Annotated in this window: 25 protein-coding genes; 12 read left to right on the top strand and 13 right to left on the bottom strand. The window is 61.3% G+C overall.

All coding sequences use genetic code 11. The features are described 5' to 3' along the window. Positions 1-26 precede the first annotated feature (26 nt). Both K3756_RS01295 and K3756_RS01290 read left to right on the top strand, forming a co-directional pair. Positions 27-725, top strand: coding sequence for a DUF599 domain-containing protein (locus K3756_RS01295; RefSeq protein WP_259990142.1), 699 nt, complete (start codon positions 27-29; stop codon positions 723-725). Between the two features lie 37 nt (positions 726-762). Further along, entirely contained in the window at positions 763-1,116 is a 354-nt protein-coding gene (locus K3756_RS01290; protein WP_259990140.1) for a hypothetical protein, read from the top strand. Positions 1,117-1,124: 8 nt separating this feature from the next. Here K3756_RS01290 and rlmH read toward each other — a convergent pair whose 3' ends face one another. From rlmH to K3756_RS01270, 4 genes are all read right to left on the bottom strand, one after another. After that, positions 1,125-1,595, bottom strand: coding sequence for a 23S rRNA (pseudouridine(1915)-N(3))-methyltransferase RlmH (gene rlmH / locus K3756_RS01285; RefSeq protein WP_259990139.1), 471 nt, complete (start codon positions 1,593-1,595; stop codon positions 1,125-1,127). A 6-nt stretch (positions 1,596-1,601) separates the two neighbouring features. Next, the gene (rsfS, locus tag K3756_RS01280; protein ID WP_259990137.1) at positions 1,602-2,012 is read right to left on the bottom strand and encodes a ribosome silencing factor; all 411 of its coding nucleotides are present in this window, start codon (positions 2,010-2,012) and stop codon (positions 1,602-1,604) included. A 113-nt stretch (positions 2,013-2,125) separates the two neighbouring features. Beyond that, positions 2,126-2,794, bottom strand: a complete 669-nt coding sequence (locus K3756_RS01275; RefSeq protein ID WP_259990135.1) for an FAD-binding oxidoreductase — start codon at positions 2,792-2,794, stop codon at positions 2,126-2,128. Positions 2,795-2,848: 54 nt separating this feature from the next. After that, on the bottom strand, positions 2,849-4,174 hold the full coding sequence (locus K3756_RS01270) for a mechanosensitive ion channel family protein (RefSeq protein WP_259990133.1): 1,326 nt from the start codon (positions 4,172-4,174) through the stop codon (positions 2,849-2,851). A 280-nt stretch (positions 4,175-4,454) separates the two neighbouring features. On the opposite strand from K3756_RS01270, the gene leuC reads away from it, so the two are divergent. The 7 genes from leuC (at position 4,455) to K3756_RS01235 (ending at position 12,178) form a co-directional block, all read left to right on the top strand. Next, positions 4,455-5,861, top strand: a complete 1,407-nt coding sequence (gene leuC / locus K3756_RS01265; protein WP_259990131.1) for a 3-isopropylmalate dehydratase large subunit — start codon at positions 4,455-4,457, stop codon at positions 5,859-5,861. 125 nt (positions 5,862-5,986) lie between these two features. Further along, positions 5,987-6,592, top strand: a complete 606-nt coding sequence (leuD, locus tag K3756_RS01260) for a 3-isopropylmalate dehydratase small subunit (protein ID WP_259990129.1) — start codon at positions 5,987-5,989, stop codon at positions 6,590-6,592. Between the two features lie 371 nt (positions 6,593-6,963). Beyond that, the gene (locus K3756_RS01255) at positions 6,964-7,800 is read left to right on the top strand and encodes a hypothetical protein (protein ID WP_259990127.1); all 837 of its coding nucleotides are present in this window, start codon (positions 6,964-6,966) and stop codon (positions 7,798-7,800) included. Between the two features lie 11 nt (positions 7,801-7,811). Further along, positions 7,812-8,783, top strand: coding sequence for an endonuclease/exonuclease/phosphatase family protein (locus tag K3756_RS01250; protein WP_259990125.1), 972 nt, complete (start codon positions 7,812-7,814; stop codon positions 8,781-8,783). A 54-nt stretch (positions 8,784-8,837) separates the two neighbouring features. Next, on the top strand, positions 8,838-9,944 hold the full coding sequence (leuB, locus tag K3756_RS01245; protein WP_259990123.1) for a 3-isopropylmalate dehydrogenase: 1,107 nt from the start codon (positions 8,838-8,840) through the stop codon (positions 9,942-9,944). 94 nt (positions 9,945-10,038) lie between these two features. Continuing rightward, positions 10,039-11,043 carry a DMT family transporter gene (locus tag K3756_RS01240; protein WP_259990121.1) on the top strand — a complete coding sequence of 335 codons (1,005 nt, stop codon included), beginning with the start codon at positions 10,039-10,041 and terminating at the stop codon, positions 11,041-11,043. 40 nt (positions 11,044-11,083) lie between these two features. Further along, entirely contained in the window at positions 11,084-12,178 is a 1,095-nt protein-coding gene (locus K3756_RS01235) for a cupin domain-containing protein (RefSeq protein WP_259990119.1), read from the top strand. Between the two features lie 7 nt (positions 12,179-12,185). Here the strand turns inward: K3756_RS01235 and ccoS are convergent, their stop codons facing one another. The 9 genes from ccoS to fnrL all read right to left on the bottom strand — a co-directional run bounded on the left by ccoS (position 12,186) and on the right by fnrL (position 20,874). Next, on the bottom strand, positions 12,186-12,323 hold the full coding sequence (gene ccoS, locus K3756_RS01230; RefSeq protein WP_259990116.1) for a cbb3-type cytochrome oxidase assembly protein CcoS: 138 nt from the start codon (positions 12,321-12,323) through the stop codon (positions 12,186-12,188). Further along, on the bottom strand, positions 12,320-14,437 hold the full coding sequence (locus K3756_RS01225) for a heavy metal translocating P-type ATPase (protein ID WP_259990115.1): 2,118 nt from the start codon (positions 14,435-14,437) through the stop codon (positions 12,320-12,322). Before K3756_RS01225 ends, ccoS begins: the two co-directional genes overlap by 4 nt. Next, positions 14,434-14,886 (bottom strand): FixH family protein, encoded by a 453-nt coding sequence (locus K3756_RS01220; protein WP_259990113.1) that lies wholly within the window; start codon positions 14,884-14,886, stop codon positions 14,434-14,436. The genes K3756_RS01225 and K3756_RS01220 overlap by 4 nt, the downstream gene beginning before the upstream one ends. Further along, the gene (gene ccoG / locus K3756_RS01215; protein ID WP_259990111.1) at positions 14,886-16,430 is read right to left on the bottom strand and encodes a cytochrome c oxidase accessory protein CcoG; all 1,545 of its coding nucleotides are present in this window, start codon (positions 16,428-16,430) and stop codon (positions 14,886-14,888) included. Before ccoG ends, K3756_RS01220 begins: the two co-directional genes overlap by 1 nt. A gap of 149 nt (positions 16,431-16,579) precedes the next feature. Then, complete coding sequence (gene ccoP, locus K3756_RS01210) at positions 16,580-17,443, bottom strand: cytochrome-c oxidase, cbb3-type subunit III (RefSeq protein ID WP_259990109.1); 864 nt, start codon at positions 17,441-17,443, stop codon at positions 16,580-16,582. Further along, a complete protein-coding gene (locus K3756_RS01205) occupies positions 17,440-17,673 on the bottom strand; it encodes a cbb3-type cytochrome c oxidase subunit 3 (RefSeq protein ID WP_259990107.1) in 234 nt (77 codons plus the stop codon). The genes ccoP and K3756_RS01205 overlap by 4 nt, the downstream gene beginning before the upstream one ends. A 9-nt stretch (positions 17,674-17,682) precedes the next feature. Continuing rightward, a complete protein-coding gene (ccoO, locus tag K3756_RS01200) occupies positions 17,683-18,408 on the bottom strand; it encodes a cytochrome-c oxidase, cbb3-type subunit II (protein WP_259990104.1) in 726 nt (241 codons plus the stop codon). 12 nt (positions 18,409-18,420) lie between these two features. Next, positions 18,421-20,025, bottom strand: a complete 1,605-nt coding sequence (gene ccoN / locus K3756_RS01195; RefSeq protein ID WP_259990102.1) for a cytochrome-c oxidase, cbb3-type subunit I — start codon at positions 20,023-20,025, stop codon at positions 18,421-18,423. Positions 20,026-20,142: 117 nt separating this feature from the next. After that, positions 20,143-20,874, bottom strand: coding sequence for a transcriptional regulator FnrL (fnrL, locus tag K3756_RS01190; protein WP_259990100.1), 732 nt, complete (start codon positions 20,872-20,874; stop codon positions 20,143-20,145). Positions 20,875-20,927: 53 nt separating this feature from the next. Between fnrL and hemN the strand changes: the two genes are divergently transcribed. The 3 genes from hemN (at position 20,928) to K3756_RS01175 (ending at position 23,794) form a co-directional block, all read left to right on the top strand. Then, positions 20,928-22,286, top strand: coding sequence for an oxygen-independent coproporphyrinogen III oxidase (gene hemN, locus K3756_RS01185; protein WP_259990098.1), 1,359 nt, complete (start codon positions 20,928-20,930; stop codon positions 22,284-22,286). Between the two features lie 209 nt (positions 22,287-22,495). Further along, a complete protein-coding gene (locus K3756_RS01180; protein WP_259990097.1) occupies positions 22,496-23,311 on the top strand; it encodes a helix-turn-helix domain-containing protein in 816 nt (271 codons plus the stop codon). A gap of 159 nt (positions 23,312-23,470) precedes the next feature. After that, a complete protein-coding gene (locus K3756_RS01175) occupies positions 23,471-23,794 on the top strand; it encodes an HNH endonuclease signature motif containing protein (RefSeq protein ID WP_259990096.1) in 324 nt (107 codons plus the stop codon). Positions 23,795-23,868: the final 74 nt, after the last annotated feature.

The following is a 23,868-nucleotide window of genomic DNA, read 5'->3' as shown; positions in this document are numbered from 1 at the left end:
CCGCACGCAGCCCCTAAAGACGTGCCATGAACTGGATTGAGCGTTTACACCTTCTGTCGCCCCTCGATTACGCAGCGTTGGCGCTGCTTGTCGCGCTGTGGCTCGGCATCGGCTGGCGGATCGAAAATCCCGCAAAATCGCGGCCTTCGGTATCGACCATCATGGCGGGGTACCGGCGCGAATGGATGGTGCAGATGGTAACGCGGCAGCCGCGGATCTTCGATGCGCAAACCATCACCACCCTGCGGCAGGGCACTTCGTTTCTGGCCTCGACCTCGGTCATCGCCATCGGCGGGACGCTGGCGCTGATCGGCAACGCCGAACAGGTCGCGGTCGTGGCCGCCGATCTGACCGACACGCTGTCGCCCACCTTCGTGTGGGAGGTCAAACTGATCATGGTGGTGTTCCTGCTGACCAATGCGTTCCTGAAATTCGTCTGGTCGAACCGGCTCTTCGGCTATTGCTCGGTGCTGATGGCCGCCGTGCCCAACGACCCCGACGATGCCAACGCCATGCCGATGGCGATGAAGGCCGCACAGCTCAACGTGTCCGCCGCCCGCAGCTTCAACCGCGGCCTGCGGGCGGTGTATTTTGCGCTGGCAACGGTGGCATGGCTGCTGGGGCCGGTGCCGCTGATGGGGGCCGCCCTGCTGACCTGCGTGGTGATCTGGCGCCGCGAATTCGCAAGCCTTTCGCGGATGGCGCTCTTGGATCAAACCGGCTGACGGCCTATATTGACTGAATTATACTGTGGTGAACAAAATGATTAGAAACAGCATTCTCGCACTGGCCCTTATTGCTGGGCCCGCGCTGGCCGATCCGGCCCGCGTCGATACCGTGTCGGTCTCGCAATACGATGGCAATTATACCTTCAACGTCACGATCTCGCATGGCGATACCGGGTGGGAACACTACGTCGATGCCTGGCGCATCCGTGACATGGACGACAATCTGCTGGGCACGCGCAAGCTCGCGCATCCGCACGTCAATGAGCAACCCTTCACACGGTCGCTCTCCGGCGTGCGCATCCCCGACAGTGTGAAAACGGTCCAGATCGATGCGCATGATACGGTCAGCGGCTGGAGCTCCAACGTCAAACAGGTGAAACTGCCCTGACGCGCCGCTCAGGCCCGGTGGTACGGGCCGCCTGACAGAATGCTCGCCGCGCGGTACAGCTGTTCGGCCAGCATCACACGCACCAGCATGTGCGGCCAGACCATCTTGCCAAATGACAGCTTGTGATCCGCGTTCTCGCGCAGATCGGGCGCGATGCCGTCCGCCCCGCCGATCACGAAACTCACCGATCCCACGCCGCGGTGCTTCCAGCCGTCCAGCCGCTTGGCAAACGCCACGGAACTTTCGACCGTGCCGCGCTCGTCCAGACAACAGATCAACCCGCCGCTCGGCACCGCATTGCGCAACAGCACCGCTTCGCCCGCCATGCCGCCGCCCTTGCGATCGTCCACTTCCAAAACAGAAACCGGCCCAAGCGACAAAGCCCGGCCGGTTCGGTCAAACCGTTTCAGATAGTCGTCGATCAGCGTCTTTTCGGGACCGGCACGCAGCCGGCCAACGGCACAAATCTGCACCTTCATGACGGATCAGGAAACCGGCGCGGCATCGCCTTGCGGCAGCCACATCTTCTCCAGCTGATAGAACTCGCGCACTTCGGGGCGGAACACGTGAACGATCACATCGCCCGTGTCGATCAACACCCAATCGCCCGAATCCTTGCCCTCGGTCCGCGCCGACAGGCCGTACTCGTCCTTGATACGCTGCGCCAGCTTCTCGGAAATGGCCGCAACCTGACGGGTCGAACGGCCCGAACAGATCACCATATGATCGCCAATTTCCGTTTTACCACGCAGATCGATCTGCACGATATCTTCGGCTTTGTCGTCATTGAGTGAGGAAAGAATCGTCGCCAGAAGTTTGTCACTTGTGGCTTGGGTCTTGGCGCTGGCCATCACGGCTGCCCCGGTGTGCGCAGTGATAACTGCGTCTGTTTGCATAGACAGGACATTGTCCTCCTTTAGTCGCGTCGCCAGGCCCCCGACGCTGGGGCTGTCACCAGAGTAACAACCCGCACCGCGATTTTCAATAACCGGGGGCCTGCGACATGACGTTACCAGCCTTCTTCGGTGATAATCTTATCATCCTTGGCGCCCAGCGTTTTTAATCCATCACGTACATCGTCGACAAATTCCTGCGGTCCGCACAGATAAAACGTCTGGTCGAAATCGCCGATGTGCTGCGAAAGATAGGCTTTGTCGATCTTCGCTGTCTCGACCGACGCATCGTCCTGATCGGTCACCGTGAAATGGGTGCTCAGCCCCGCCATCGCTTCCCACTTGTCGCGCAGGATGATGTCGGCCTCGGTCTTGTTGGTGAAAATCAGCGTGCAGTCCATCTCGCCCATGGCGTCGTGTTTTTCGAGAATCGGGATGAACGGCGTGATGCCCGCACCCGCGGCCAGAAAGACACCCGGACCATGATCGCGGATCGCGCCAAAGGGCTCTTCCATCTGCACCTCGTCACCGGGTTGCAGATCGGCCAGCTGCTCGGTCACCCCGTCATGGGACGGATAGCTCTTGATGACGAACTCCAGATGGTCGTCGTCGGGCTGCGAGGTGAAGGTAAAGGGCCGGCCCTCGTCGCGCCACCCGTCCTTGGTCAGGCTCAGCTCGGTCGCCTGTCCGGGTTTGAAATCGAGGTTGGCAGGCCGCTCGAACACATACCGGTTGGTATCGGGCGTCAGGGCTTCTTTCTCTTTCAGCTTGATCGTATGGGTCATGGAAATCTCCTTTCCGACCCAACACCCCGGTGCCACGCCGGGTTCCCGCCTGCGTCAGTCTGACAGCGCCCCGTCGCCCAGCATACGCACCTCGCGCTGCGGGAAGGGGATCGAAATGCCGTTCTCCTGAAACGCATCCCACAGCGCCAGATAGACGTTGCCGCGGATGTTGGTCAGCCCGCCCGTGGGGTCGCGGATCCAGAACCGCAAAATGTAATCGACGCTGCTGTCGCCAAATCCCACGATATGGCAGACCGGCAACTTGGGATGCTCCAGCACCCTGTCGACCCCTGCCGCCGCCGCGATGGCCAGCTTGCGCACCATATGCGGATCGTCGGCGTAGGCCGTACCGAAATAGATGTCGAGGCGCACAAAATCGTTGGAGTGGGACCAGTTGACCACCTGCCCAGTGATCAGATCCTCATTCGGGATCAGGTATTCCTTGCCGTCGCGCGTGACCACCGACGCATAGCGCGCACCCAATGTCTGGATCCAGCCGAACGTCTCGCCAAGGCTGATTACATCGCCGGGCTTGATCGACTTGTCGAGCAGGATAATCACCCCCGACACAAGGTTCGACACCACCTTTTGCAGACCAAAGCCCAGGCCCACACCAATCGCGCCCGACAACACGGCCAGCCCGGTCAGATCAATCCCCACCGCCTTCACGCCCATGTAGAAGGCAAAGCCGTACATCGCCAGCTGCACACCCTTGACGGCCAGCACCTGCATCGACGGGCTGATATCCTCGTTGCGCCGGATCGTGCTGGCGGTCGCCTGACTGGCCACACGGGCCATCGTGATCAACACGCCGATGACCACGATCGCGGTGATCAGCGTCAGCATCGACAGCCGGAAATCACCCAGCTCCAGCGCCAGATTGTCCAGAAACGCCGCCACATCGTCCGAAACATTGAGGTAATAGAGCGTGGCATAGATCCACAGCGCCCATGTCACCACCCGGCGCAGCGGCCGGTTGCGCACCAGTTGGGCGGCAAAGGCGATGCCGACCCAGACACCGGCCAGCGTGGCCGCCAACCCGATCAGATAGGACCGCGAGGGCCACGTTAAATTCTGCATTGTCCAGTAGACGGCAAAAGCCATCAGCGAGAACCAGATCAATCCGAGCCGCCGGCGCAGCTGCACGATCAGGCGCAGCTGCCACTTCTGCCAGCCCTCGCGCCCGCGCACCCAGTTTTGCAAAGCATTGCCCGACCAGCGGTGCAGGAAAAACGCCACCACCGCCAGCACCAGCACAATCAGCACCTGGTTCTGCCGCCACCCCGGCTGGATCACCCCTTCGGCAAATCCCAGCCCGTTGATCCAAAGACCCTGCAGCGTCGTGATAAAATCGGCAAACGGGTCTGTCGCGTCTTCCATGAAAGCTCCTGAGTGGCGCCAGAATCGTCGCATGATTGCAAAGCGGCACGCAACCCCCGGCTTGCCGCACCGCACGCCAAAAGCCTTGCGGATTGGCCCCGTCCCGCGTATCTGGAGGCCATGACACTCGTGCTTGATCAAACCGACCGCGCCCGTTTGCGCGAACGTTTCTTCGGCGCCACGCACACCGTGCTGGCGCGACTATAAGCGTGCCGCCGTGATCCGCTCACGGCCCCCCAAGTGATTCCATGAACAACGCCAACAACGGGAGAGGACCAACATGTCCCCCAAAACACTCTATGACAAAATCTGGGATGCCCACGTCGCGCACGAAGCCGACGACGGCACCTGCCTTCTCTATATCGACCGCCATCTGGTCCACGAGGTGACATCGCCGCAGGCCTTCGAAGGTCTGCGCATGACGGGCCGCACCGTGCGGGCACCGGACAAGACGATCGCCGTGCCCGATCACAACGTGCCCACCACGCCGGGCCGCGATGATCCCAAGAACATGACCGAGGATTCCGCCATTCAGGTGGCCGCGCTCGACACAAACGCCAAGGAATTCGGCATCCACTACTACCCCGTGTCCGACGTGCGTCAGGGCATCGTGCACATCGTCGGTCCCGAACAGGGCTGGACCCTGCCGGGCATGACCGTCGTCTGCGGCGACAGCCACACCGCGACCCACGGCGCATTCGGGGCGCTGGCCCACGGCATCGGCACCTCCGAGGTGGAACACGTTCTGGCCACGCAAACGCTGATCCAGAAAAAATCCAAGAACATGAAGGTCGAAATCACCGGCAAACTGGCGCCCGGCGTCACGGCCAAGGATATCGTGCTGACCATCATCGGCGAAACCGGCACCGCGGGCGGCACCGGCTATGTCATCGAATATTGCGGCGAAGCGATCCGCGATCTGTCGATGGAAGGCCGCATGACCATCTGCAACATGGCCATCGAAGGCGGCGCGCGCGCCGGTCTCATCGCGCCCGACCAAAAGACGTTCGACTACTGTCAGGGCCGCCCCCACGCGCCCAAAGGCGCCCAGTGGGAAGCCGCGCTGAACTGGTGGAAGACGCTCTATTCCGACGATGACGCCGCATGGGACAAGGTGCTGGTGATCAAGGGCGAAGACATCGCGCCCTCCGTTACCTGGGGCACCTCGCCCGAAGACGTGCTGCCGATCACCGCCAACGTCCCCGCCGCCGATGATTTCGAAGGCGGCAAGGTCGACGCGGCCAAACGCTCGCTCGACTACATGGGCCTGACCGCGGGCACCCCGCTGCGCGACGTCGACATCGACACCGTGTTTATCGGGTCGTGCACAAACGGGCGCATCGAAGACCTGCGTGCCGCCGCCGCCATCCTCAAGGGCCGCAAGGTCAAGGAAGGCATGCGCGCGATGGTCGTGCCCGGCTCCGGTCTCGTGCGGGCGCAGGCCGAGGAAGAGGGCCTTGCCGACATCTTCAAGGAGGCCGGTTTCGAATGGCGTCTGGCGGGATGCTCCATGTGTCTGGCCATGAACCCCGATCAGCTGTCGCCGGGCGAACGCTGTGCGGCCACGTCCAACCGCAACTTCGAGGGCCGTCAGGGCCGCGGCGGCCGGACCCATCTGATGAGCCCCGCAATGGCCGCCGCCGCCGCTGTCACGGGCAAGCTCACGGATGTGCGCGACATGATGTAACCCGCAGCACCGTGCGCACCTTTCCGGATGGTTAAGGGCGCGCACGGCAGCCGCGGCAATCGTATGCCGGTTGTGTGCACAGGGTGTGTACGCCCGGTGTACCCCGATTTCAGGAGAGTTCAGCCATGAACAAATTCACCACCCTCAGCGGCATTGCCGCCCCGATGCCGCTCATCAACATCGACACCGATATGATCATCCCCAAGCAGTTTCTCAAAACGATCAAGCGTTCCGGCCTTGGCGTGAACCTGTTTGACGAAATGCGATACGACGACGACCGCAACGAAATCGCCGATTTCGTGCTGAACAAACCGCAATACCGCGATGCCCAGATCCTCGTGGCGGGCGACAACTTCGGTTGCGGCTCCTCGCGCGAACACGCGCCCTGGGCCATCGCGGATTTCGGCATCACCTGCGTCATCGCCCCCAGCTTTGCGGATATTTTCTACAATAACTGCTTTAAAAACGGGATCTTGCCCATCGCCCTGCCGCAAGAGCAAGTCGACCTGCTGATGAAGGACGCCGAAAAAGGGGCCAATGCCCGCATCGAAGTGGACCTTGAACAGCAGACGATCACCTCCTCGGACGGCGACGTCTTCACCTTTGACGTGGACCCTTTCAAAAAGCATTGCCTCATCAACGGGCTGGATGACATCGGCCTGACGATGGAAAAGGCGCCCTCGATCGATGCCTTCGAAAAGACCGCCGCGCAAAGCCGTCCCTGGGTCTGAACCGGCATACCGCGGCCCCTGTCGGGTCGCGGTGACCGCCCTGTCGCCCTGCTTCACGGTTTATTAACCGCGCCGTGTCATAAGGTTAATCAGCGACGCCAAAAAGATGCGTTTGATTGTGGCGGCTTATGCGTCTGCCACAACATCTGCTATTTGCCACATTCCCGCCGCGGAATTGATGCAAGAACGCACCACCCGCACCCTCAAAACGCCCCTTATCCTAGGTCAACTGACCCTACGGTCTTGAGCCGATGGTCGAATGAAGGCAACATTGTGACAACAATGAGGCAGGCCTTCACCACCCGGAGGCATCAAGTTGGAACAAGCACGCGGCATTGTATCGCGTCTGGCCAGTTTGAAGGGAAAGAGTTTTGTTTGCACGCATGAGCGGAGCCGCCATACGCGGTCTCCTGGTCGCTATTACTATCATGGTTCCGGCACTGATGTTGCCCGGCCTCGGCAGTGATTCAACGCAAGTCGTTATTCTTGTGGCCCTTTTGGCCGCGATCCTGACCTTTGTGGAATACAACTCCGTCTTTCCCAGCATTGTCGAATTCCGCGATGCAGCGCCGTTCAACCGGCTTCGGTTCATCGCGCTTTTCATCACGGTCTTTCTGCTCAGCGCCATACTCAAGGGCAAAACAGAGCCGACGCAGCTGACCGATACACTCTCGGCCATCGGGACGATCATCGGCAACGCGATGGATTTCCCCTATTCGCCCGTCCGCCTTATTGTGCTGATGCTGCCCGAAACCTCGTCCTACGTGGTGGTCGAATCGGTGCGCAGCTCCGCCGGACTTGCCTATGTGACGTCGCTCATCGCGATGGCTGCCTTCCTCGTTCTGGTGCGCGTGCTGAACTGGCCTGCCCGCTCGGGCGCTTTCAACGTGTGGGTCAACCTGCCGCTCTTTGATCCCACCGCCGGTGGCGATGTGCTGGAGCGTCTGCAGCGCGACGCGCGGGTGAATATCGCGCTGGGTTTCCTGCTGCCGTTCCTGATCCCCGCAGTGGTCAAACTGGCCGCCGATCTGCTAGACCCGATCACACTGCAGAACCCGCAAACCCTGATCTGGACGGTAACCGCATGGGCGTTCCTACCCGCAAGCATCATCATGCGCGGCATCGCGATGGGCAAGATTGCGGACATGATCGAAGAAAAACGCCGCCGCACCTATGCCGAAAACGCCGACGGTATGCAGCCCGCCTGATCGCGTTTTGCTTGGCGGCCCTGACAATAGGGCCGCTGGCCGCAGAACCGTTTCGCATCGCCACCTTCAACACGGAACTGTCACGCAAGGGCCCCGGCCTTTTGCTGCGCGACATCCTGCGCGGCGGTGATGAGCAGATCGATGCGGCCGTGGCGCTGCTGGTACAGGCACGCCCGGACATCGTCGCGCTTCAAGGCATTGACCATGACCTGCGCGGCACGGCTCTGGCAGCCTTTCAGACCGCATTGCGCGATGCGGGGCTAACGCTTGACCATGCCATCGGATTGCGCCCCAACAGCGGCCAGCGCAGCGGTCTGGATCTCAACGGAAACGGGCGGACAGGCGACGCTGACGATGCGCATGGCTACGGCCGCTTTGCAGGCGCTGGCGGGATGGCACTGCTTTCGCGGTTCCCGCTGGAAATCGTGACCGACTACACCGCGATGCTCTGGCGCGACCTGCCGCAAAATATCTACCCGACCGGTCAGGACGGCCCCTTTGGCGGACCACAGGTTCTTGCCGCGCACCGGCTTTCGTCCAAGGGGCATTGGGTCGTGTCGGCCACACTGCCCGACGGGTCGGCCGTTGAGATCATGACCTACCACGCCACGCCGCCGGTCTTTGACGGCCCCGAAGACCGCAACGGGCGGCGCAACCACGATGAAACGGCGCTGTGGTCGTGGCACCTGGACACACGCACATCCACTGCCCCGTTCGTTATTCTGGGCGTGCCAAACATCGACACGCAGCGCGGCGAAGGGCGGCCCGAAGCAATCGAGAAACTGCTCGCCGATCCGCGTGTGCAGTCTCCGTTCGGCAATGACCCTACGGCCGATTTCCGCGATCCCGTGCCCGGCGATCTGCGGGTGGACTATCTTCTGCCGTCGGCGGAGTGGGACGTGCGCGCCTTTGGGACGCTGCGCGATGCAGCAGCCAGCCGTCATTCCCTGCTTTGGGCCGATCTGGACCGCCGCGATCCTTGACGCTGGGGTCGGGTCACGCTACCGCAGAGGCAGTTTTTTCAAGGAGATTTCCGCATGGCCAACCCCACCCTTCTGATCCTCGCCGGTGATGGCATCGGCCCCGAAGTCATGGGGCAGGTCACCCGCATCATCGACTGGTTCGGGGACAAGCGCGATCTGGGCTTTGACGTCGAACATGATCTGGTCGGCGGCGCCGCTTACGACGCGCATGGCACACCGCTGCATGACGATACGATGGCCAAAGCGCTCGAGGCGGATGCCGTGCTGCTTGGTGCGGTCGGCGGACCGAAATACGATGCTCTCGATTTCAGCGTAAAACCCGAACGCGGCCTGCTGCGCCTGCGCAAGGAAATGGATCTTTTCTCCAACCTGCGCCCCGCACAATGCTTTGATGCACTGGCTGATTTTTCGTCGCTGAAAAAAGACATCGTCGCCGGGCTCGACATCATGATCGTGCGCGAGCTGACGTCCGGCGTTTACTTCGGAGAACCCCGCGGCATCATCGAAGAAGGCAACGAACGGGTTGGCATCAACACCCAGCGCTATACCGAGAGCGAGATCGACCGCGTTGCCCGCTCCGCCTTTGAACTGGCACGCCGCCGGGGCAACAAGGTCTGCTCGATGGAAAAAGCCAATGTGATGGAATCGGGTATCCTGTGGCGCGAGGTCGTCCAGAAAGTGCACGACGACGATTACCCCGATGTCGAACTGAGCCATATGTACGCCGACAACGGCGCAATGCAGCTGGTGCGCGCGCCCAAGCAATTCGACGTCATCCTGACCGACAACCTGTTTGGCGACATCCTGTCCGACTGTGCCGCGATGCTGACCGGCAGTCTTGGCATGTTGCCATCCGCATCGCTGGGTGCCCCCAATGCCGACGGCCGCCCCAAGGCGCTCTATGAACCGGTGCACGGCTCTGCGCCCGACATCACGGGTCAGGGCAAGGCAAACCCGATCGCCTGCATCCTCAGCTTCGCGATGGCGCTGCGCTATTCGTTCGATCAGGGCGATGAGGCCACACGTCTTGAGCGCGCCGTAGAGAAGGTGCTGGCGGACGGGCACCGCACTGCCGATCTGATGGGCGAGGAAGGCGGCACGCCGATTTCCACCGACCAGATGGGCGATGCGATCCTCGCGGCGTTGGACGCGAGCCTCTGATCTGCGCCAATACATTTGGCAGGACACCGGAAATCGCCCCTCGCGGGGCGATTTTTGCTTTCCGTGGCACCCGTTTTGCGGATAGCCCCGACACATGACCAATACCACACAGACATCCACACCCCGCAGCAGCACGCTTCAGGGCATCCTTCTGGGCCTTGGCGCTTTTGCGGTGTACGCCACTCACGATGCCGCAATCAAATCCCTCGGCAGCACATACTCCCCCTTTCAGATCGTGTTTTTCGTGGTGTTGTTCAGCTTTCCTGTCGTCACGTTGATGCTGGTCAGCAATTCGGCTGCCGAAAATCTGCGGCCCCATTCGCTGATGTGGACGGCCATTCGCACGGCGACCGTGGTGATCGGGGGGTTCTGCGCATTCTATGCCTTTTCCGTGCTGCCGCTGGCCGAGACATACGCGATCCTTTTTGCCTCTCCGCTTTTGATTACCGTGCTGTCGGTTCCGATCCTCGGTGAGGTCGTGCGCCTGCACCGCTGGGTCGCCGTGGTGATCGGTCTGCTGGGCGTGATCGTGGTGTTGCGGCCGGGTTCGGCCGAATTGGGTCTGGGGCATCTGGCAGCGCTGGTCGCGGCCTTTGGCTCGGCATTGTCAGGCGTCATCATGCGCAAGATCGGGAGCACAGAGCGCCGCGAGGTGTTGATCCTGTATCCGTTGCTGGCGAATTTCGGGATCATGCTGTGCATCCTGCCCTTCGTTTACCAGCCCATGCCGCTGGCCGATCTCGGCACGGTGCTGCTGATCGCGGTGCTGGCGGTGATTGCCATGTCGCTGATCATCCGTGCCTACACGTTGGCGGATGCGGCGATTGTTGCGCCCATGCAATACAGCCAGATCATCTGGGCCGCGGTCTTCGGCTATCTGTTTTTCAACGAAACATCCGACCTGATGACGTTCGTTGGCGCGGGGATCATCATCGCGTCGGGGGCCTATATCGTCCTGCGCGAAGCCGGCAGCGGCACGCGGTCGGCAAACAAACCGGTCCTTTCGACCCTCAACCGACGCCCCGAAATGGGCGGCCTGCCCCGCATCAGCATCGCCAGCCGCCGGTTGCGCCGCAGCGTTGAGCCGAGGCGGAAATGATGGCACTGTCGGCGGGAAAAACCAAGGACCCCAAACCGACATGACCGATCCCATACAGGCCGAATTTCTGTTGCCCACGGATGAGCTGCGCGACGATCTGCCGTTCTATACAAAGACGCTCGGCATGCGGCTGGAAAACATCTTTCCCGCCGATGATCCGTCGGTCGCCAGCTTTTCGGGTCACGGCATTCGGGTGCGCATCGAAAAAGGCGCGCAAACCGCGCCCGGTCACATCCGTATCCTGACCGACGATCCCGACAGCTTTGCCGATGGCACGCGCGATCTGACGGCGCCAAACGGCACGCGCATCACCATTGTGCCGCGCACCCCGCAGGTGGAGCATATCACGCCCACGCACGAATTCGCAGTGCGCCGATTGGCGGACGAAGCCCCTTGGGTCATCGGACGGGCGGGCATGCATTACCGTGATCTGATCCCCTCGCGGTTGGGCGGGTCGATCATCGCAAGCCATATCCGCATCCCCGATGGCGGGCCGGTGCCCGATATGGTGCATTATCACACGGTCGGGTTTCAGCTGATCTTTTGCTATCGCGGTTGGGTCGATGTCCTCTACGAGGATCAGGGCGACATGATCCGCCTGCACGCAGGCGATTGCGTCACACAGCCCCCCGGCATCCGGCACCGCGTAGTCGAGGCGTCGCCCAATATCGAAGTGATCGAAATCGGCGTACCCGCCGAGCATGTTACCACGATTGACCATGACTTCACGCTGCCCAACGGCATCGGCGATCCCGCCCGCGAATGGGATGGCCAGACCTTCGTGCACCACGTCAAGGACGGCGCGACATGGGCTCCGTTCCGCCTCCCCGGCTTTCGGGCGCGTGACACCGGCATCAGCGACGGCACCAAAGGCGTCGCAGGAATTCAGGTGGTGCGCGCGGTTGGCGCAGCGCCGCAAAGCCAGCGCTCCCGGCACGACGCCGACATCCACTTCACCTTTGTGATGGAGGGGTCAATGACGCTGCACGCCGAGGGGCAGGATGATCGAGACCTGCAGGCCGGTGACGCATTCGTCATCCCGCCCGGCATGGTCACGCAGTACCGCGATGCGTCCGAGGATCTGGAACTGCTAGAGGTTGCCCTGCGCGGCGATTTTGCCACTACGCTGCTCTGAGCGCGGTTCAATCGTCCAGCAATATCCGCGCGGCGTTTCCCTGATCATCGTCATACTGGTCGGACCGTACTGTCCACAAAAAGGCGACCAGCCCAACACCCCCAAGGATCAGCGACACAGGAATTAGAACGACAAGAACGTTCATTTCACACCTCTCATGCGTTGGGAATTCAGGAGCACCGTAATGGACGACAGCGACATCGCGAGCGCGGCAGCCAGCGGTGTGGCGAAACCTGCCAGCGCCACGGGGATAGCAATGCAGTTGTAGACCGCGGCAATGGCGAAATTCTGTGTCGACAGGCGGCGGGTGGCGGCGGCAACTTTCAGCACCAGCGGCAGATCGGCAAACCCTTCTTTCAGGATCACCACATCCGCCGCACTGCGCGACGCTTCAAGCGCCGTGGACGGGGCAAGAGACGCATGCGCAGCCGCCAGCGCAGCGGTATCATTCAGCCCGTCCCCCACCATCAGCACACGCGCGCCATCGTTCTGGTGCGCGGCGATCAGGTTCAGTTTGTCGTCGGGGCGGGCCTGCCAGACCACGGGAAGCCCCAGCGTTTCGCCCAGCTTGCGGGCGGGTGCTTCGGCGTCGCCGGTTACAATTTGCGCGGGCAGATCAATGCGCGCCAGCGCGTCGGTTACACCGGGCCGCACGGCTTCGTGCATGTCGATCGGTTGCGGGTCTGTATCGCCGATCCGCAGCCCGAACCCGTCGAACCCGGCCCCCAGCCATGCGCCACGTCCCAGCCGCACGCGGCCCTCTTCCGCCATCGCTTCGACACCTTGACCGGGCTTCTCCTGCACATCGCCCAGTTGGGCCGCAGACGTGCCCGGCAACGCGGTCACAACCGCGCGCGACATCGGGTGGTCGGATGCCTGCGCGAGGGCGAGCGCAATCTGGCGGTCCCGTGCGCCCATGCTGTCGGGGATGATCGCTGAGGGCTGGCTGAGGGTGCCTGTCTTATCGAACACAATCCGCGTGACCTCGGCCATCCGTTCCAGCGCCGTCGCATGTTTGACGAGAAAGCCCGCCGAGAAAAGCCGGCTGATGGCCGCCGTGGACACCGCGGGCACCGCCAGCCCCAACGCACAGGGACAGGTGATGATCAGAACCGCGATCGCGATATTGAGCGCGTGTCGGATGTCACCCGTTCCAAACGCCCAGCCCGCAAATGCGGCAAACGCCAGCAGGTGCACTGCGGGGGCATAGATCTGGGCCGCACGGTCGGCCAACGCGGTATAGCTGTTGCGCCCGTTTTCTGCGGTTTCGACCAAAGCCGCCATTCTTCGCAATGTCGTATCCTGCCCGACCGCAGTGGCCCGCAGGCGCAGGGGTGCGGCCAGATTGACCTCACCCGCCTGCACGGCATCGCCGACCTTGACGTGAACCGCAGCACTTTCGCCGGTGAGAAATGCCCGGTCCATCAGCCCCGCGCCGTCAAGGATGATGCCATCGACAGGAACCCGCGCGCCCGAAGGCACCGACACGACATCGCCAATGCCAAGATCGGACACATTCACCGTCTCGGAGCGCGCGCCGTGCAGGCGGGTTGCAGTATGAACCTCCAGTGCTGTCAATTCCTTGGCGGCCGAGTGCGCTGCGCTGCGGGTCTGGTGATCCATGTAGCGGCCGATCAGCAGGAAAAACGTGAGCGACAGCGCGGCGTCGAAATAGGCGTGATGCCCCCCGTTCAATGTCTCGTAGAGCGACATCGCGGCGGCGAGCAAAATCGCCAGTGAAATCGGCACATCCATGTTCAGGCGGCGCACCCGCAGCGCGGACCACGCGCTCGCAAAGAACGGCTGCCCGGAATAGGCCACGACGGGAAAGGCGATCATCGCGGAAATCAGGTGGAACAGATCGCGGGTGGCGTCCTGCGCCCCCGACCACACCGCCACCGACAAGAGCATCACGTTCATCATGGCAAATCCTGCCACCGCCATGCGGGTCAGCAGGCTGCGCCCCTTGGTGTCACGGGCTCGGGCCAATGCTTCGGCGTCGAGCGGGAAAGCTTCGAAACCCAGATCGGCGAGCGCGGCCACAATGCGCGGCGCAGGCAGCGCGCCGGTGACCGACAAACGCTTCAACGACAGGTTCACGCGGACCGACGCCACGCCTTTCAAATCGGCGAGCCCGCGCTCGATCTTGCCGATACAGGCGGCGCAGTGGATGTCGGGCAGCGAAAACTGCAACGCATCTGGCAGGGCCACATCTTCGGCCGCGGGCGCCGCTGCACATGCAGGACAGGCCGATATCATGCGCCCGGCTCCACGATGATGCGCTGCTGGAACAGGGTGCCGTCCGCTGCGCGGGCCTTGATCCGCAGGTTCCAGTTGCCCGCGCCTGCCACTACGTCTGCGCGCAATGCACCGCGCTCGAAGCGGAAATCGGGCGTCTGATCCTGCGCAACACTCGTGGCGCGGCCAAACGTTGCGGTTTCGATTTCGGGTGCGATGGGCTGCCCGTTATCGACGATCCGCAAGACCAGCTCATCGCCCTCGAGCGTTGCCTGCACGTCCCAGGCCAGCGCCAGTTGCGCCGTGCGGTCGCGATCGAACGATTGGCTGGCCACATAGGAGTTTTTCACCTCGAGCCCCGGAAAGGTGCGCACCGCATTGAACGCCAGTGTCAGATTGACCGATATGATGATCCCGAAGGCCAGCGCAAACACACTGAAAACATGCCATCCCTTGATTTCGCGTTGCATCATTCTCTCCCGTTGAAAGTGGTGGCGCGCCCGGCGCGGTCACCCGTGGTCAGATCCTCGACCCAAAACCGCAGATCGGTCCGGTCGGCTGTGGCGGCGGCGTCCTGCGGGCGGGCGGTCACATACACCCGTTGCAGTACCGTGGTGTCGGCGGGCACAGGCACGTTCAGCTGCCCCTGCCGGCCCTCCAGTTCGATCCGCAAGAGCGCATCGCTTGTCAGGCTGAGATGGAATTGCCGCGCTTCACCCTGTTTGTTGCGCAAGCGGATGTCATAGATGTTGCGGATCGATCCGTCGGATTGAACCACGTATGTCGGATTGCGCTGGGGGCTCACGGTCAGTTCGATGTCCGACCGGATAAACAGCCCGTAAAGCAGCGCCAACCCGATGCAGGACCAAAGCGCGGTGTAGACAATCGTCCGCGGGCGCAGAACGTGCCGCCAGATCGGTTTGGGTGCACCGCCCGCCCGTTCGGCGGGTTCATCCGACAGCGCCATATAGTCAATCAGCCCGCGCGGCTTGCCGATCTTGTCCATCACATCATCGCAAGCGTCGATACACAGCGCGCAGGTGATACACTCCATCTGTTGGCCATCGCGGATGTCGATCCCCATGGGGCACACATTCACGCAGGCCATGCAGTCGATGCAATCGCCATGCTCATTGGTCGCGGCCTCCGCCTGCGGCGCACCCCCGATCTGCAGCTTGGGGTTCGGATAGGGCGTGGGCGCATAGCGGGCCTGCCCCGGCCCTGCGGCCTGCGCCTCTTTGGCGGCCTGTTCGGCGGCCACCCGGTCACGCTTGCGCACATTGCCTTTGCCGCGCGGTTCGCCCCGCCATTCGCGATAGGCCACCGTGATTGTATCGGGATCCATCATCGCGGCCTGAATCCGCGGCCACGGGCACATGTAGATACAGACCTGTTCACGCATGAAACCGCCAAACACAAAGGTGGTCAGGGTCAGGATCGCAATGGTGATATAGGCAACCGGCGCGGCATTGAGTGACACCAGATCGCGGGCCAGCTGCGGCGCATCGGTGAAATAGAACACCCACGCCCCGCCGGTCGCCACCGCAATCAGCAGCCAAACCACCCATTTGGTCAGTCGCAGCCGCCATTTACGAAACGACCAGGGCGCATGGTGCAGGCGGACACGCGCGTTGCGGTCGCCCTCGATCCAACGCTCAACGAGGATAAACAGATCGGTCCAGACCGTTTGGGGGCACGTATAGCCGCACCACACCCGCCCCAGCGCCGAGGTGAACAGAAACAGGCCCAGCCCCGCCATGATCAACAGACCTGCCACGAAGTAGAATTCATGCGGCCAGATTTCGATCCAGAAAAAGTAGAACCGCCGGCTGGCAAGATCGATCAGGACCGCCTGATCCGGCAGGTTCGGTCCGCGGTCCCACCTGATGAATGGCGTGAGATAATAGATCGCCAGCGTCACGCCCATGATCCACCATTTCAAACGGCGGAAAAAGCCGCTGACGCGGCGGGGAAATATCGGTTCACGCGGTGCGTAAAGAGAGGGGTTGGTCATGGTCAGACTTCCTGTTCGCAGTGTCTGGATAAGGCAGCGGCAGGACCGTTGCCTTGATCTGGGTCAAGAAACCCCGAAGCGGTGCAGTTTTGCGAACAGGACCGCTTCGGGGTCTGGGGCAACCCCCGCCGGGGCGCCCGCTTTTCCGTCTACTCGCCCCCTCCAAGGCTATGAACGTAGACGGAAACCGCACGGACGTCTTCTTCGCTCAGACGCTGTCCCCAGGCGGGCATCACACCAAAGCGCGCCTGCCGGACGGTTGTTTCGAGCGTCGCGCGATCGCCGCCATAGAGCCAGATTGCGTCCGACAGGTTCGGCGCGCCCAATTCGCGATCGCCCATGGCATTCTCGCCGTGGCAGGCCGAGCAGTTGTCCGCATAGATCACGGCCCCCTCGGCAGCTATGTCCGCGTCGAATTCCGGTGCCGACAGGCTGACCACATATTCGACGACTGCGTCGATTTCGGCATCCTCGAGCAGTTCGTCGAATGCGGGCATCTCAGAATACCGCGCATCAAGATCCGTCAGGTTGCGGATGCCGTGGCGCACGCTGTAGGCGATGTTTTCCACGTCACCGCCCCAGAGCCAGGCGTCATCCAGAAGGTTGGGATAGCCCTTGGCCCCCGCAGCACCGGACCCGTGGCATTGGCTGCACTGCGCCCGGAACACCGACCCACCCCGCGCCACGGCGTACCGGTGCAAATCGTCCCCGGGGGCGAGCGTTGCAATATCGGTCTCCAGCAGATCAGCGACCAGCGCGCTGTTCTTGGCGTCGTGGTCGATGATATCCTGAACGACCTCACCGCGGGTGGAATAGCCCAAGACACCTGCCGTTGCCCCCGAAATCATCGGCCACGCGGGATAGGCGATGGTATAGCCCACGCCCCAGATGATCGTGGCATAGAGCGTCCACAGCCACCACCGCGGCAACGGATTGTTCAGCTCTTCGATGCCGTCCCAGCTGTGTCCGGTGGTTTCGACACCGGTTTCCTGATCAACCTTCTTGTCGCTCATTGATCTGTCCTTTCAGCATTCTGGCGCAGGGCCTTTGCCTTGCAGTCGGCGCACGCGCCTGTGCAGTTCCTTGTCGCTCCGTCCTCGCGGAACGGGATCATCGACGCATCTTCGCGGGCGCTGCGTTGGCTGGGCAGAAACGCCCACACCGCAGTGCCCAGAAAGAAACCGAACATGGCGAGCAGAACCCAGCTGTCGGCGAACTGGCGTAGTAGTGAGTAGGTATCCATCATCGCCTCCTATCGGCTGGCATCGGGGGTGAATGTCGAGAAATCGACCATGGTGCCCATCACCTGCAGGTAGGCGATAAGCGCGTCCATTTCGGTCAGCGCCCGCTGGCCGTCAAAGTTGCTGACGGCCGCTCCGGGATACCGTTCAAGCATGTCGTCATAGTCACCATCAGGATCGGCCTGCACCCGCAGATCGGCCGCCGCCGCGTCGATCATTTCGTCCGTGTAGGGCACGCCCACGAAACGGTGTGTGCGCAAAAGCGGCTCGATCTGGTCCGCCGACACGTTGGTCTGCGCGAGAAACGCGTATTTGGGCATGATGCTTTCGGGTACGACAGACTGCGGATCCATCAGGTGATCCACATGCCAGGCGTCCGAATACCGGTTGCCGACACGCGCCAGATCCGGCCCGGTGCGTTTCGATCCCCACTGGAAGGGATGGTCGTACATCGATTCCGCCGCCAGCGAGTAGTGACCGTAGCGTTCGACTTCGTCGCGCATGGGCCGGATCATCTGGCTGTGACAGGTGTAGCACCCTTCACGGATATAAATGTCGCGCCCTGTCAGTTCGAGCGGTGAGTAGGGGCGTACGCCCTCCACTTCCTCGATGGTGTTCTCGAGCCAGAACAGCGGCGCGATTTCGACAATCCCGCCCACTGTCACGACCAGCAGCGAAAAGGTCAGCAGCAAGGTCGGGCTGCGTTCAAGGATGGCGTGTTTATCCAGAAATGCCATTGGTGTTGCTCCTTATTCGGCTGGGGTTGCGTTGGGCAGGGCGGCGGTCGCGGGCTGTGCCCCGCGGATGGTCATGAACATGTTCCAGACCATCACCAGCGCCCCCGACAGGAACAGCACCCCGCCAATCCCGCGTACGATGTACATGAGGTATTTGGCGCTGACCGTGTCGGCGAACGAGTTCACCAAGAAGCCCTGATCGTCGACCTCGCGCCACATCAACCCTTCGGTAATCCCAGCGACCCACATCGAAGCGGCGTAAAGAACGATACCCAGTGTGGCCAACCAGAAGTGCCAGTTGATGGCGGACATCGAATACATCTGCGCCCGGCCCCACAGTTTCGGTGTGAGGAAGTAAAGGCAGGCAAAAGTGATCATGCCGTTCCAGCCCAGCGCGCCGGAATGCACGTGACCGATGGTCCAGTCTGTATAGTGGCTCAGGGAATTGACCGCCCGGATGGACATCATCGGCCCCTCGAAGGTGGACATGCCGTAGAACCCGAGGCTCAGGACGAACATCCGCAAGATCGGATCGGTCCGCAGCTTGTCCCACGCGCCTTGCAGCGTCATCAGGCCGTTGATCATGCCACCCCAGCTGGGCATCCACAGCACGATGGAAAACACCATGCCAAGGGTCGCCGCCCAATCGGGCAAGGCGGTGTAATGCAAGTGGTGTGGACCCGCCCAGATATACAGAAAGATCAGCGCCCAGAAGTGGATGATCGACAGTTTGTAGCTGTAGATCGGGCGACCGGCCTGTTTGGGAACAAAGTAGTACATCATCCCCAGGAAACCCGCCGTCAGGAAAAAGCCCACGGCGTTGTGGCCATACCACCACTGCGTCATGGCATCCTGCACACCGGAGAACACCTGCACGGATTTGCTGCCCCAGATGCTGACGGGGATCGACAGGTTGTTCACCACATGCAGCATGGCGACCGTGATGATGAAGCTCAGGAAGAACCAGTTGGCCACGTAGATATGCTTTTCACGGCGCTTGAAAATTGTGCCGAGATAGACCGCGAGATAGGCCAGCCAGACGATCGTCAGCCAGATGTCGATGTACCATTCGGGTTCGGCGTATTCTTTGGACTGTGTTGCCCCGAGCAGATATCCCGTCGCCGCCAGCACGATGAAAAGCTGGTAGCCCCAGAACACGAACCATGCTGTATTGCCGCCCCAAAGCCGCGTGCCGCTGGTGCGTTGCACCACGTAAAACGAGGTTGCGATCAGGGCGTTGCCGCCAAACGCAAAGATCACCGCAGAGGTGTGCAGCGGGCGCAGTCTGCCGAAGTTGGTAAAAGGCTGGCCCCAATCGAAATTCAGCACCGGAAACGCCAGTTGGAAGGCGATGAACGTGCCCACCAGAAACCCGGCAACGCCCCAGAATGCGGTCGCAATGACGCCCGCCCGGATAACACCGTCAAAATAGTTTCCGTTGTCATAGCTCATCACGCGCGGCTCGTCGGTGTTGCGCAGCACCCAGATGAACATGCCTGCCGCAATCGCCATGATCAGAAAACCATGCACCCGGAAGGCCAGATCATGCCCCCAGTTGCTGGCTATCGCAGCGATGATCGCCACAAGACCCAGAAGAATGAGTTTGAAGTATTCCATTACAATGCCCTCGACTTGTCAGAGCATCGCATGACGCCCCTGTTCGCATCCTCCTTCTAGAAAGAGCTGCGCACAGCGGCTTTGATCTGGATCAACTTTGCGCTGATCCGGGGCGCTTTACGTAATCATGCCCCCATCGGCATCGTCGCCTGTCGCGTCGTGCAAAGCGGCAAGGTTTGTCACCTGGAAATGCCGGCGGTCAGAAAATCCGATGATCCCGTCTTTCTTGAGCGCATTGAACTGCCGGCTGACGGTTTCCAGCGTGAGGCCAAGGTAATTCGCGATCTGCTCACGGGTCAGATGCATCGGAATCTGCGCATCGGCCCCCAGTTCTGCCACGCGCGACCGACGCACCAGCATCTCTATAAAGGTTGCGATCTTTTCACGCGCCGTCTTGCGGCCCAGCAACAACATCCAGTCGCGCGCCGCATCCAGTTCATCCAGAGCAAGCTCCATCAGCCGCTGCGACAGGTGGGGCGTCTCGATCACCATTTTCTCGAAAGGACGATGCTCGAAGCAGCACAATGTGACGTCTGTCGTCGCCGTGACGTCGAATTCGATTTCGCTGCGCCCCGGGCGCCCGATAAAATCGGACGGCAGCAAGAGACCCACCATCTGTGTGCGCCCGTCCTCGAGCGTTTTGGAAAGTGCCGCCACACCTTCGACCACCGACGCCACAAAGTTCAGCGGCTCGCCCCGCCACAAGATCGCATCCCCCGCTTTGAAGCTGCGATAACTCTTGATGCAGTCTAGGGCCACCAGTTCGGCGTTATCACACCGCGCGCAAACAGCACGGTGGCGAATTGGACAGGCACTGCACTTCACCGGTGCGGATATTTCAATGTTCATTTTTTTGATCTGGATCAAGGAGGGTTTGCGTTGGGCTCAGCATAAACGACCTCATGGAACAAATCGACCACCTTCGACGCTACGGACTTTTTGACGCGAAAGTCCCCCGCTACACCAGCTATCCCCCCGCCAACCACTTCCTTCCCGGCGTTGGCGCCGCGCGGCAGGAAAAGTGGCTGCACGCGGTCCCAAACAGCGACGAAATATCTGTTTATGTCCACATCCCTTTCTGCAAACGGCTTTGCTGGTTCTGCGCCTGTCGGACCCAAGGCACCCAGACCAGCGCGCCGATAGACGCCTATATCGAAACGCTGCTGGCCGAGATCAGGCGCGTTCGGTCCCGCCTCGCACCGGGTATTCGCATGCGGCGGCTGCATCTGGGGGGCGGCACGCCCACGATCCTGACCGCGCATACGATGGACCGCTTGCTGGCCGCCCTCTTTGATGCCTTTGCACAATCCGACCGCTTCGAATTCTCGGTAGAGGTCGACCCGACCGAAGCGGACCCCGACACTCTCGATATCCTGGCGAGTTACGGGCTGCAGCGTGCAAGCGTCGGCGTGCAGGATTTCGAAGCTGCCGTGCAAGAGGCCATCGGCAGACGCCAAAGCCCCGCCCAGACGCGCGACGTCATCGACAGGCTGCGCGGCGATGGGGTTCGCAGTCTCAACATCGATCTGCTTTACGGATTGCCACGCCAGACGGAGGCAACCTTTCGCGCGACACTAGACCGGGTGCGCGATCTGCAGCCGGACCGGCTGGCGATTTACGGCTACGCGCATGTACCATGGATGTCGAAGCGGCAGGTGATGATCAAGGACGAGGATCTGCCCTCCCCCGACGCGCGTTTCATCCTGTCCGAAATCGCGCGCGACCATTTCGAAACCGCGGGCTATCTCCCCGTCGGGATCGATCACTTCGCCCGCTCCACCGACAGCTTGGCCCGAGCCGCGCAGGCGGGCACCCTGAGGCGGAACTTTCAAGGCTACACCGATGATGACAGCCCCACACTGATCGGCCTCGGCGCCTCCGCGATCTCATATTTCCGCGAAGGATACAGCCAGAACGCACCCGCGACCTCAGCCTATCAATCCCTTATCCATGCGGGCGGATTGGCGGGGCGCAAGGGCTACACCATGTCCGCGCATGACACGTTGGTGTCCGACATTATCTCCGATCTCATGTGCCGGTTCGTCTTCGACAAGGAAAAACTTCTGCGCACGCACCCCGACATGGCCGACACAATCGCAGAAACCGCCCGCGGTCTGCTGACCTTCCTGCCGGACGGATTCGCAACATCCCCCGAGCGCCTGCACCTGCGTCCGCCCTTCCACCCCCTCGCCCGCATCATCGCCAGCCGAATAGACCTCTGCGCAAGCCCACAAACAGAAGCACATTCCGCAGCTATCTGAACCCCAAGAGGGCGAATAATAATGGCGACCCCGGCAGAACTGCCAAAAAAGTGGAATTATACAGCTAAATCAATCAACCTATTGGGACACAGAGCATCTTTGCGCTACGCAGCGGTTCAATCTGTTAGGTGAACGACTGGGACACAGTCTGACCGAACATCCAAAGAAAAACCCCGGAGCGCTGGCGGGCGCATCCGAGGTCAAACTGCATGAAAAAGCGACTGAGCTTTCGCGCCACCATACTCCCAAAATTGCACTTGGTGCAAGCCTGGCGGTGCGCCATGGGTGAGAAAACACTTAATCGCTTTGAGTGGGCCAAGGCGGTCCTTCAGGTTGAAGGCCTCTCCGGCGCTGCAAAGACCATCGCTGCTGCTCTTGCCATCCAATTTGCGAACGCTGAAACGGGCCAGATAAACCCGTCTCAAGAAACGCTTGCCGACTACCTCAAGCTGCACCGCGACACAATCAAGCGCGCGATGCGTGAGCTTCGGAATGCCGGATGGCTCATGGCTATAGGTGACGGCGGGCGGGGGAAAGCGCCCAGACTTCGGCTGCTCACACCAAGAAAAATCATAGCGTTTCGTGCAAAACAAGGGGGGGTAAATCATCCCGCGCAAGCGGAAAAAAGGGGGGAGGATTTACAGCAAAAGGGGGGAGAAATCGCCCCCTCGCATTATAAGGAAGAACAATCTTTAGAACAAAGGAGGCGGCAGATACCGACCAAGCGGCCCTCTGCCCTCGATCCGCACATGGAAACTCGATTCGAAGGCAACGCGACCGAAGGGCCTAGAGCGATCCCAAAGGACAAATGGGATGCCCTAAACGATTGGGGTGAATGGCTAAGCAACCAAGGTCTACCCAAGCTCATTGAGCTTCCGTTGGTTCAGATTGCTGAGAAGACGGGTGCGATCTATTTTTGGCTGCCATCTATCAAACCCCCAACCACGCCCGAAGCAACTGCACAGGCAATCTTTTTCTTTGCCGATCTGATCGATGGGGAGGCCAGCCGCCATGCAGCACAGTAAGCCAACAGGGCAACAGAAGAGGCAGCCCGGTGATGTATTGGCCGAACTGGCACAGCGGGTTCAATGGCTACGACCAGATCACCGCGATCCTCACCGCTTCCATGAGGAAAAGAGCGAGATTGCTTTCGAGCTACAGCGCTTGGCTGGGGAAGCGAACTGATGGCGCGTTGGCCTTACTGCACCACGCAATGGCAGAAGCTCCGGCTTGCTAAGCTCGCCTCCTCACCTGTTTGCATCATCTGTGAAATGCGAGGCTTTGCGACCGAAGCCAACACTGTCGATCACATAACCCCCATTCGCAAAGGTGGAGATCCCTTCCCGTCCCTTGACGGCCTGATGTCTCTCTGCGGGCCATGCCACAGTGAGAAGACGGCGAACGTAGACCGCGATCACGTCAACTCAACCGGGCGTCGGTTCAAGGGCTGTAACGTCGATGGCAACCCTGTCGATCCCTCTGATACGTGGTGGAAGGTCAGCACATGATACCTATTTCGAAGTGGGGGTATGCCCGACCACCAGCGGAGAGCAGCTCCAGACCCTGTCTGTATAGTGGGAGA

Source organism: Sulfitobacter sp. S190, assembly GCF_025141935.1.
Taxonomy (GTDB): domain Bacteria; phylum Pseudomonadota; class Alphaproteobacteria; order Rhodobacterales; family Rhodobacteraceae; genus Sulfitobacter.
Note: the sequence above shows the minus strand (reverse complement) of the source record. Positions and strands in the feature narration are given on the sequence as shown.

Coding starts and splice junctions, on each gene's coding strand:
- K3756_RS01175 (WP_259990096.1), top strand. CDS start 23,471: ATGGCGCGTTGGCCTTACTGCACCACGCAATGGCAGAAGCTCCGGCTT.
- rlmH (WP_259990139.1), bottom strand. CDS start 1,595: ATGAAGGTGCAGATTTGTGCCGTTGGCCGGCTGCGTGCCGGTCCCGAA.
- K3756_RS01205 (WP_259990107.1), bottom strand. CDS start 17,673: ATGGATACCTACTCACTACTACGCCAGTTCGCCGACAGCTGGGTTCTG.
- leuD (WP_259990129.1), top strand. CDS start 5,987: ATGAACAAATTCACCACCCTCAGCGGCATTGCCGCCCCGATGCCGCTC.
- K3756_RS01225 (WP_259990115.1), bottom strand. CDS start 14,437: ATGATATCGGCCTGTCCTGCATGTGCAGCGGCGCCCGCGGCCGAAGAT.
- K3756_RS01290 (WP_259990140.1), top strand. CDS start 763: ATGATTAGAAACAGCATTCTCGCACTGGCCCTTATTGCTGGGCCCGCG.
- K3756_RS01235 (WP_259990119.1), top strand. CDS start 11,084: ATGACCGATCCCATACAGGCCGAATTTCTGTTGCCCACGGATGAGCTG.
- leuC (WP_259990131.1), top strand. CDS start 4,455: ATGTCCCCCAAAACACTCTATGACAAAATCTGGGATGCCCACGTCGCG.
- K3756_RS01240 (WP_259990121.1), top strand. CDS start 10,039: ATGACCAATACCACACAGACATCCACACCCCGCAGCAGCACGCTTCAG.
- rsfS (WP_259990137.1), bottom strand. CDS start 2,012: ATGCAAACAGACGCAGTTATCACTGCGCACACCGGGGCAGCCGTGATG.
- fnrL (WP_259990100.1), bottom strand. CDS start 20,874: ATGAACATTGAAATATCCGCACCGGTGAAGTGCAGTGCCTGTCCAATT.
- ccoO (WP_259990104.1), bottom strand. CDS start 18,408: ATGGCATTTCTGGATAAACACGCCATCCTTGAACGCAGCCCGACCTTG.
- K3756_RS01220 (WP_259990113.1), bottom strand. CDS start 14,886: ATGCAACGCGAAATCAAGGGATGGCATGTTTTCAGTGTGTTTGCGCTG.
- ccoS (WP_259990116.1), bottom strand. CDS start 12,323: ATGAACGTTCTTGTCGTTCTAATTCCTGTGTCGCTGATCCTTGGGGGT.
- leuB (WP_259990123.1), top strand. CDS start 8,838: ATGGCCAACCCCACCCTTCTGATCCTCGCCGGTGATGGCATCGGCCCC.
- K3756_RS01275 (WP_259990135.1), bottom strand. CDS start 2,794: ATGACCCATACGATCAAGCTGAAAGAGAAAGAAGCCCTGACGCCCGAT.
- K3756_RS01270 (WP_259990133.1), bottom strand. CDS start 4,174: ATGGAAGACGCGACAGACCCGTTTGCCGATTTTATCACGACGCTGCAG.
- ccoG (WP_259990111.1), bottom strand. CDS start 16,430: ATGACCAACCCCTCTCTTTACGCACCGCGTGAACCGATATTTCCCCGC.
- hemN (WP_259990098.1), top strand. CDS start 20,928: ATGGAACAAATCGACCACCTTCGACGCTACGGACTTTTTGACGCGAAA.
- K3756_RS01295 (WP_259990142.1), top strand. CDS start 27: ATGAACTGGATTGAGCGTTTACACCTTCTGTCGCCCCTCGATTACGCA.
- K3756_RS01180 (WP_259990097.1), top strand. CDS start 22,496: ATGAAAAAGCGACTGAGCTTTCGCGCCACCATACTCCCAAAATTGCAC.
- ccoP (WP_259990109.1), bottom strand. CDS start 17,443: ATGAGCGACAAGAAGGTTGATCAGGAAACCGGTGTCGAAACCACCGGA.
- ccoN (WP_259990102.1), bottom strand. CDS start 20,025: ATGGAATACTTCAAACTCATTCTTCTGGGTCTTGTGGCGATCATCGCT.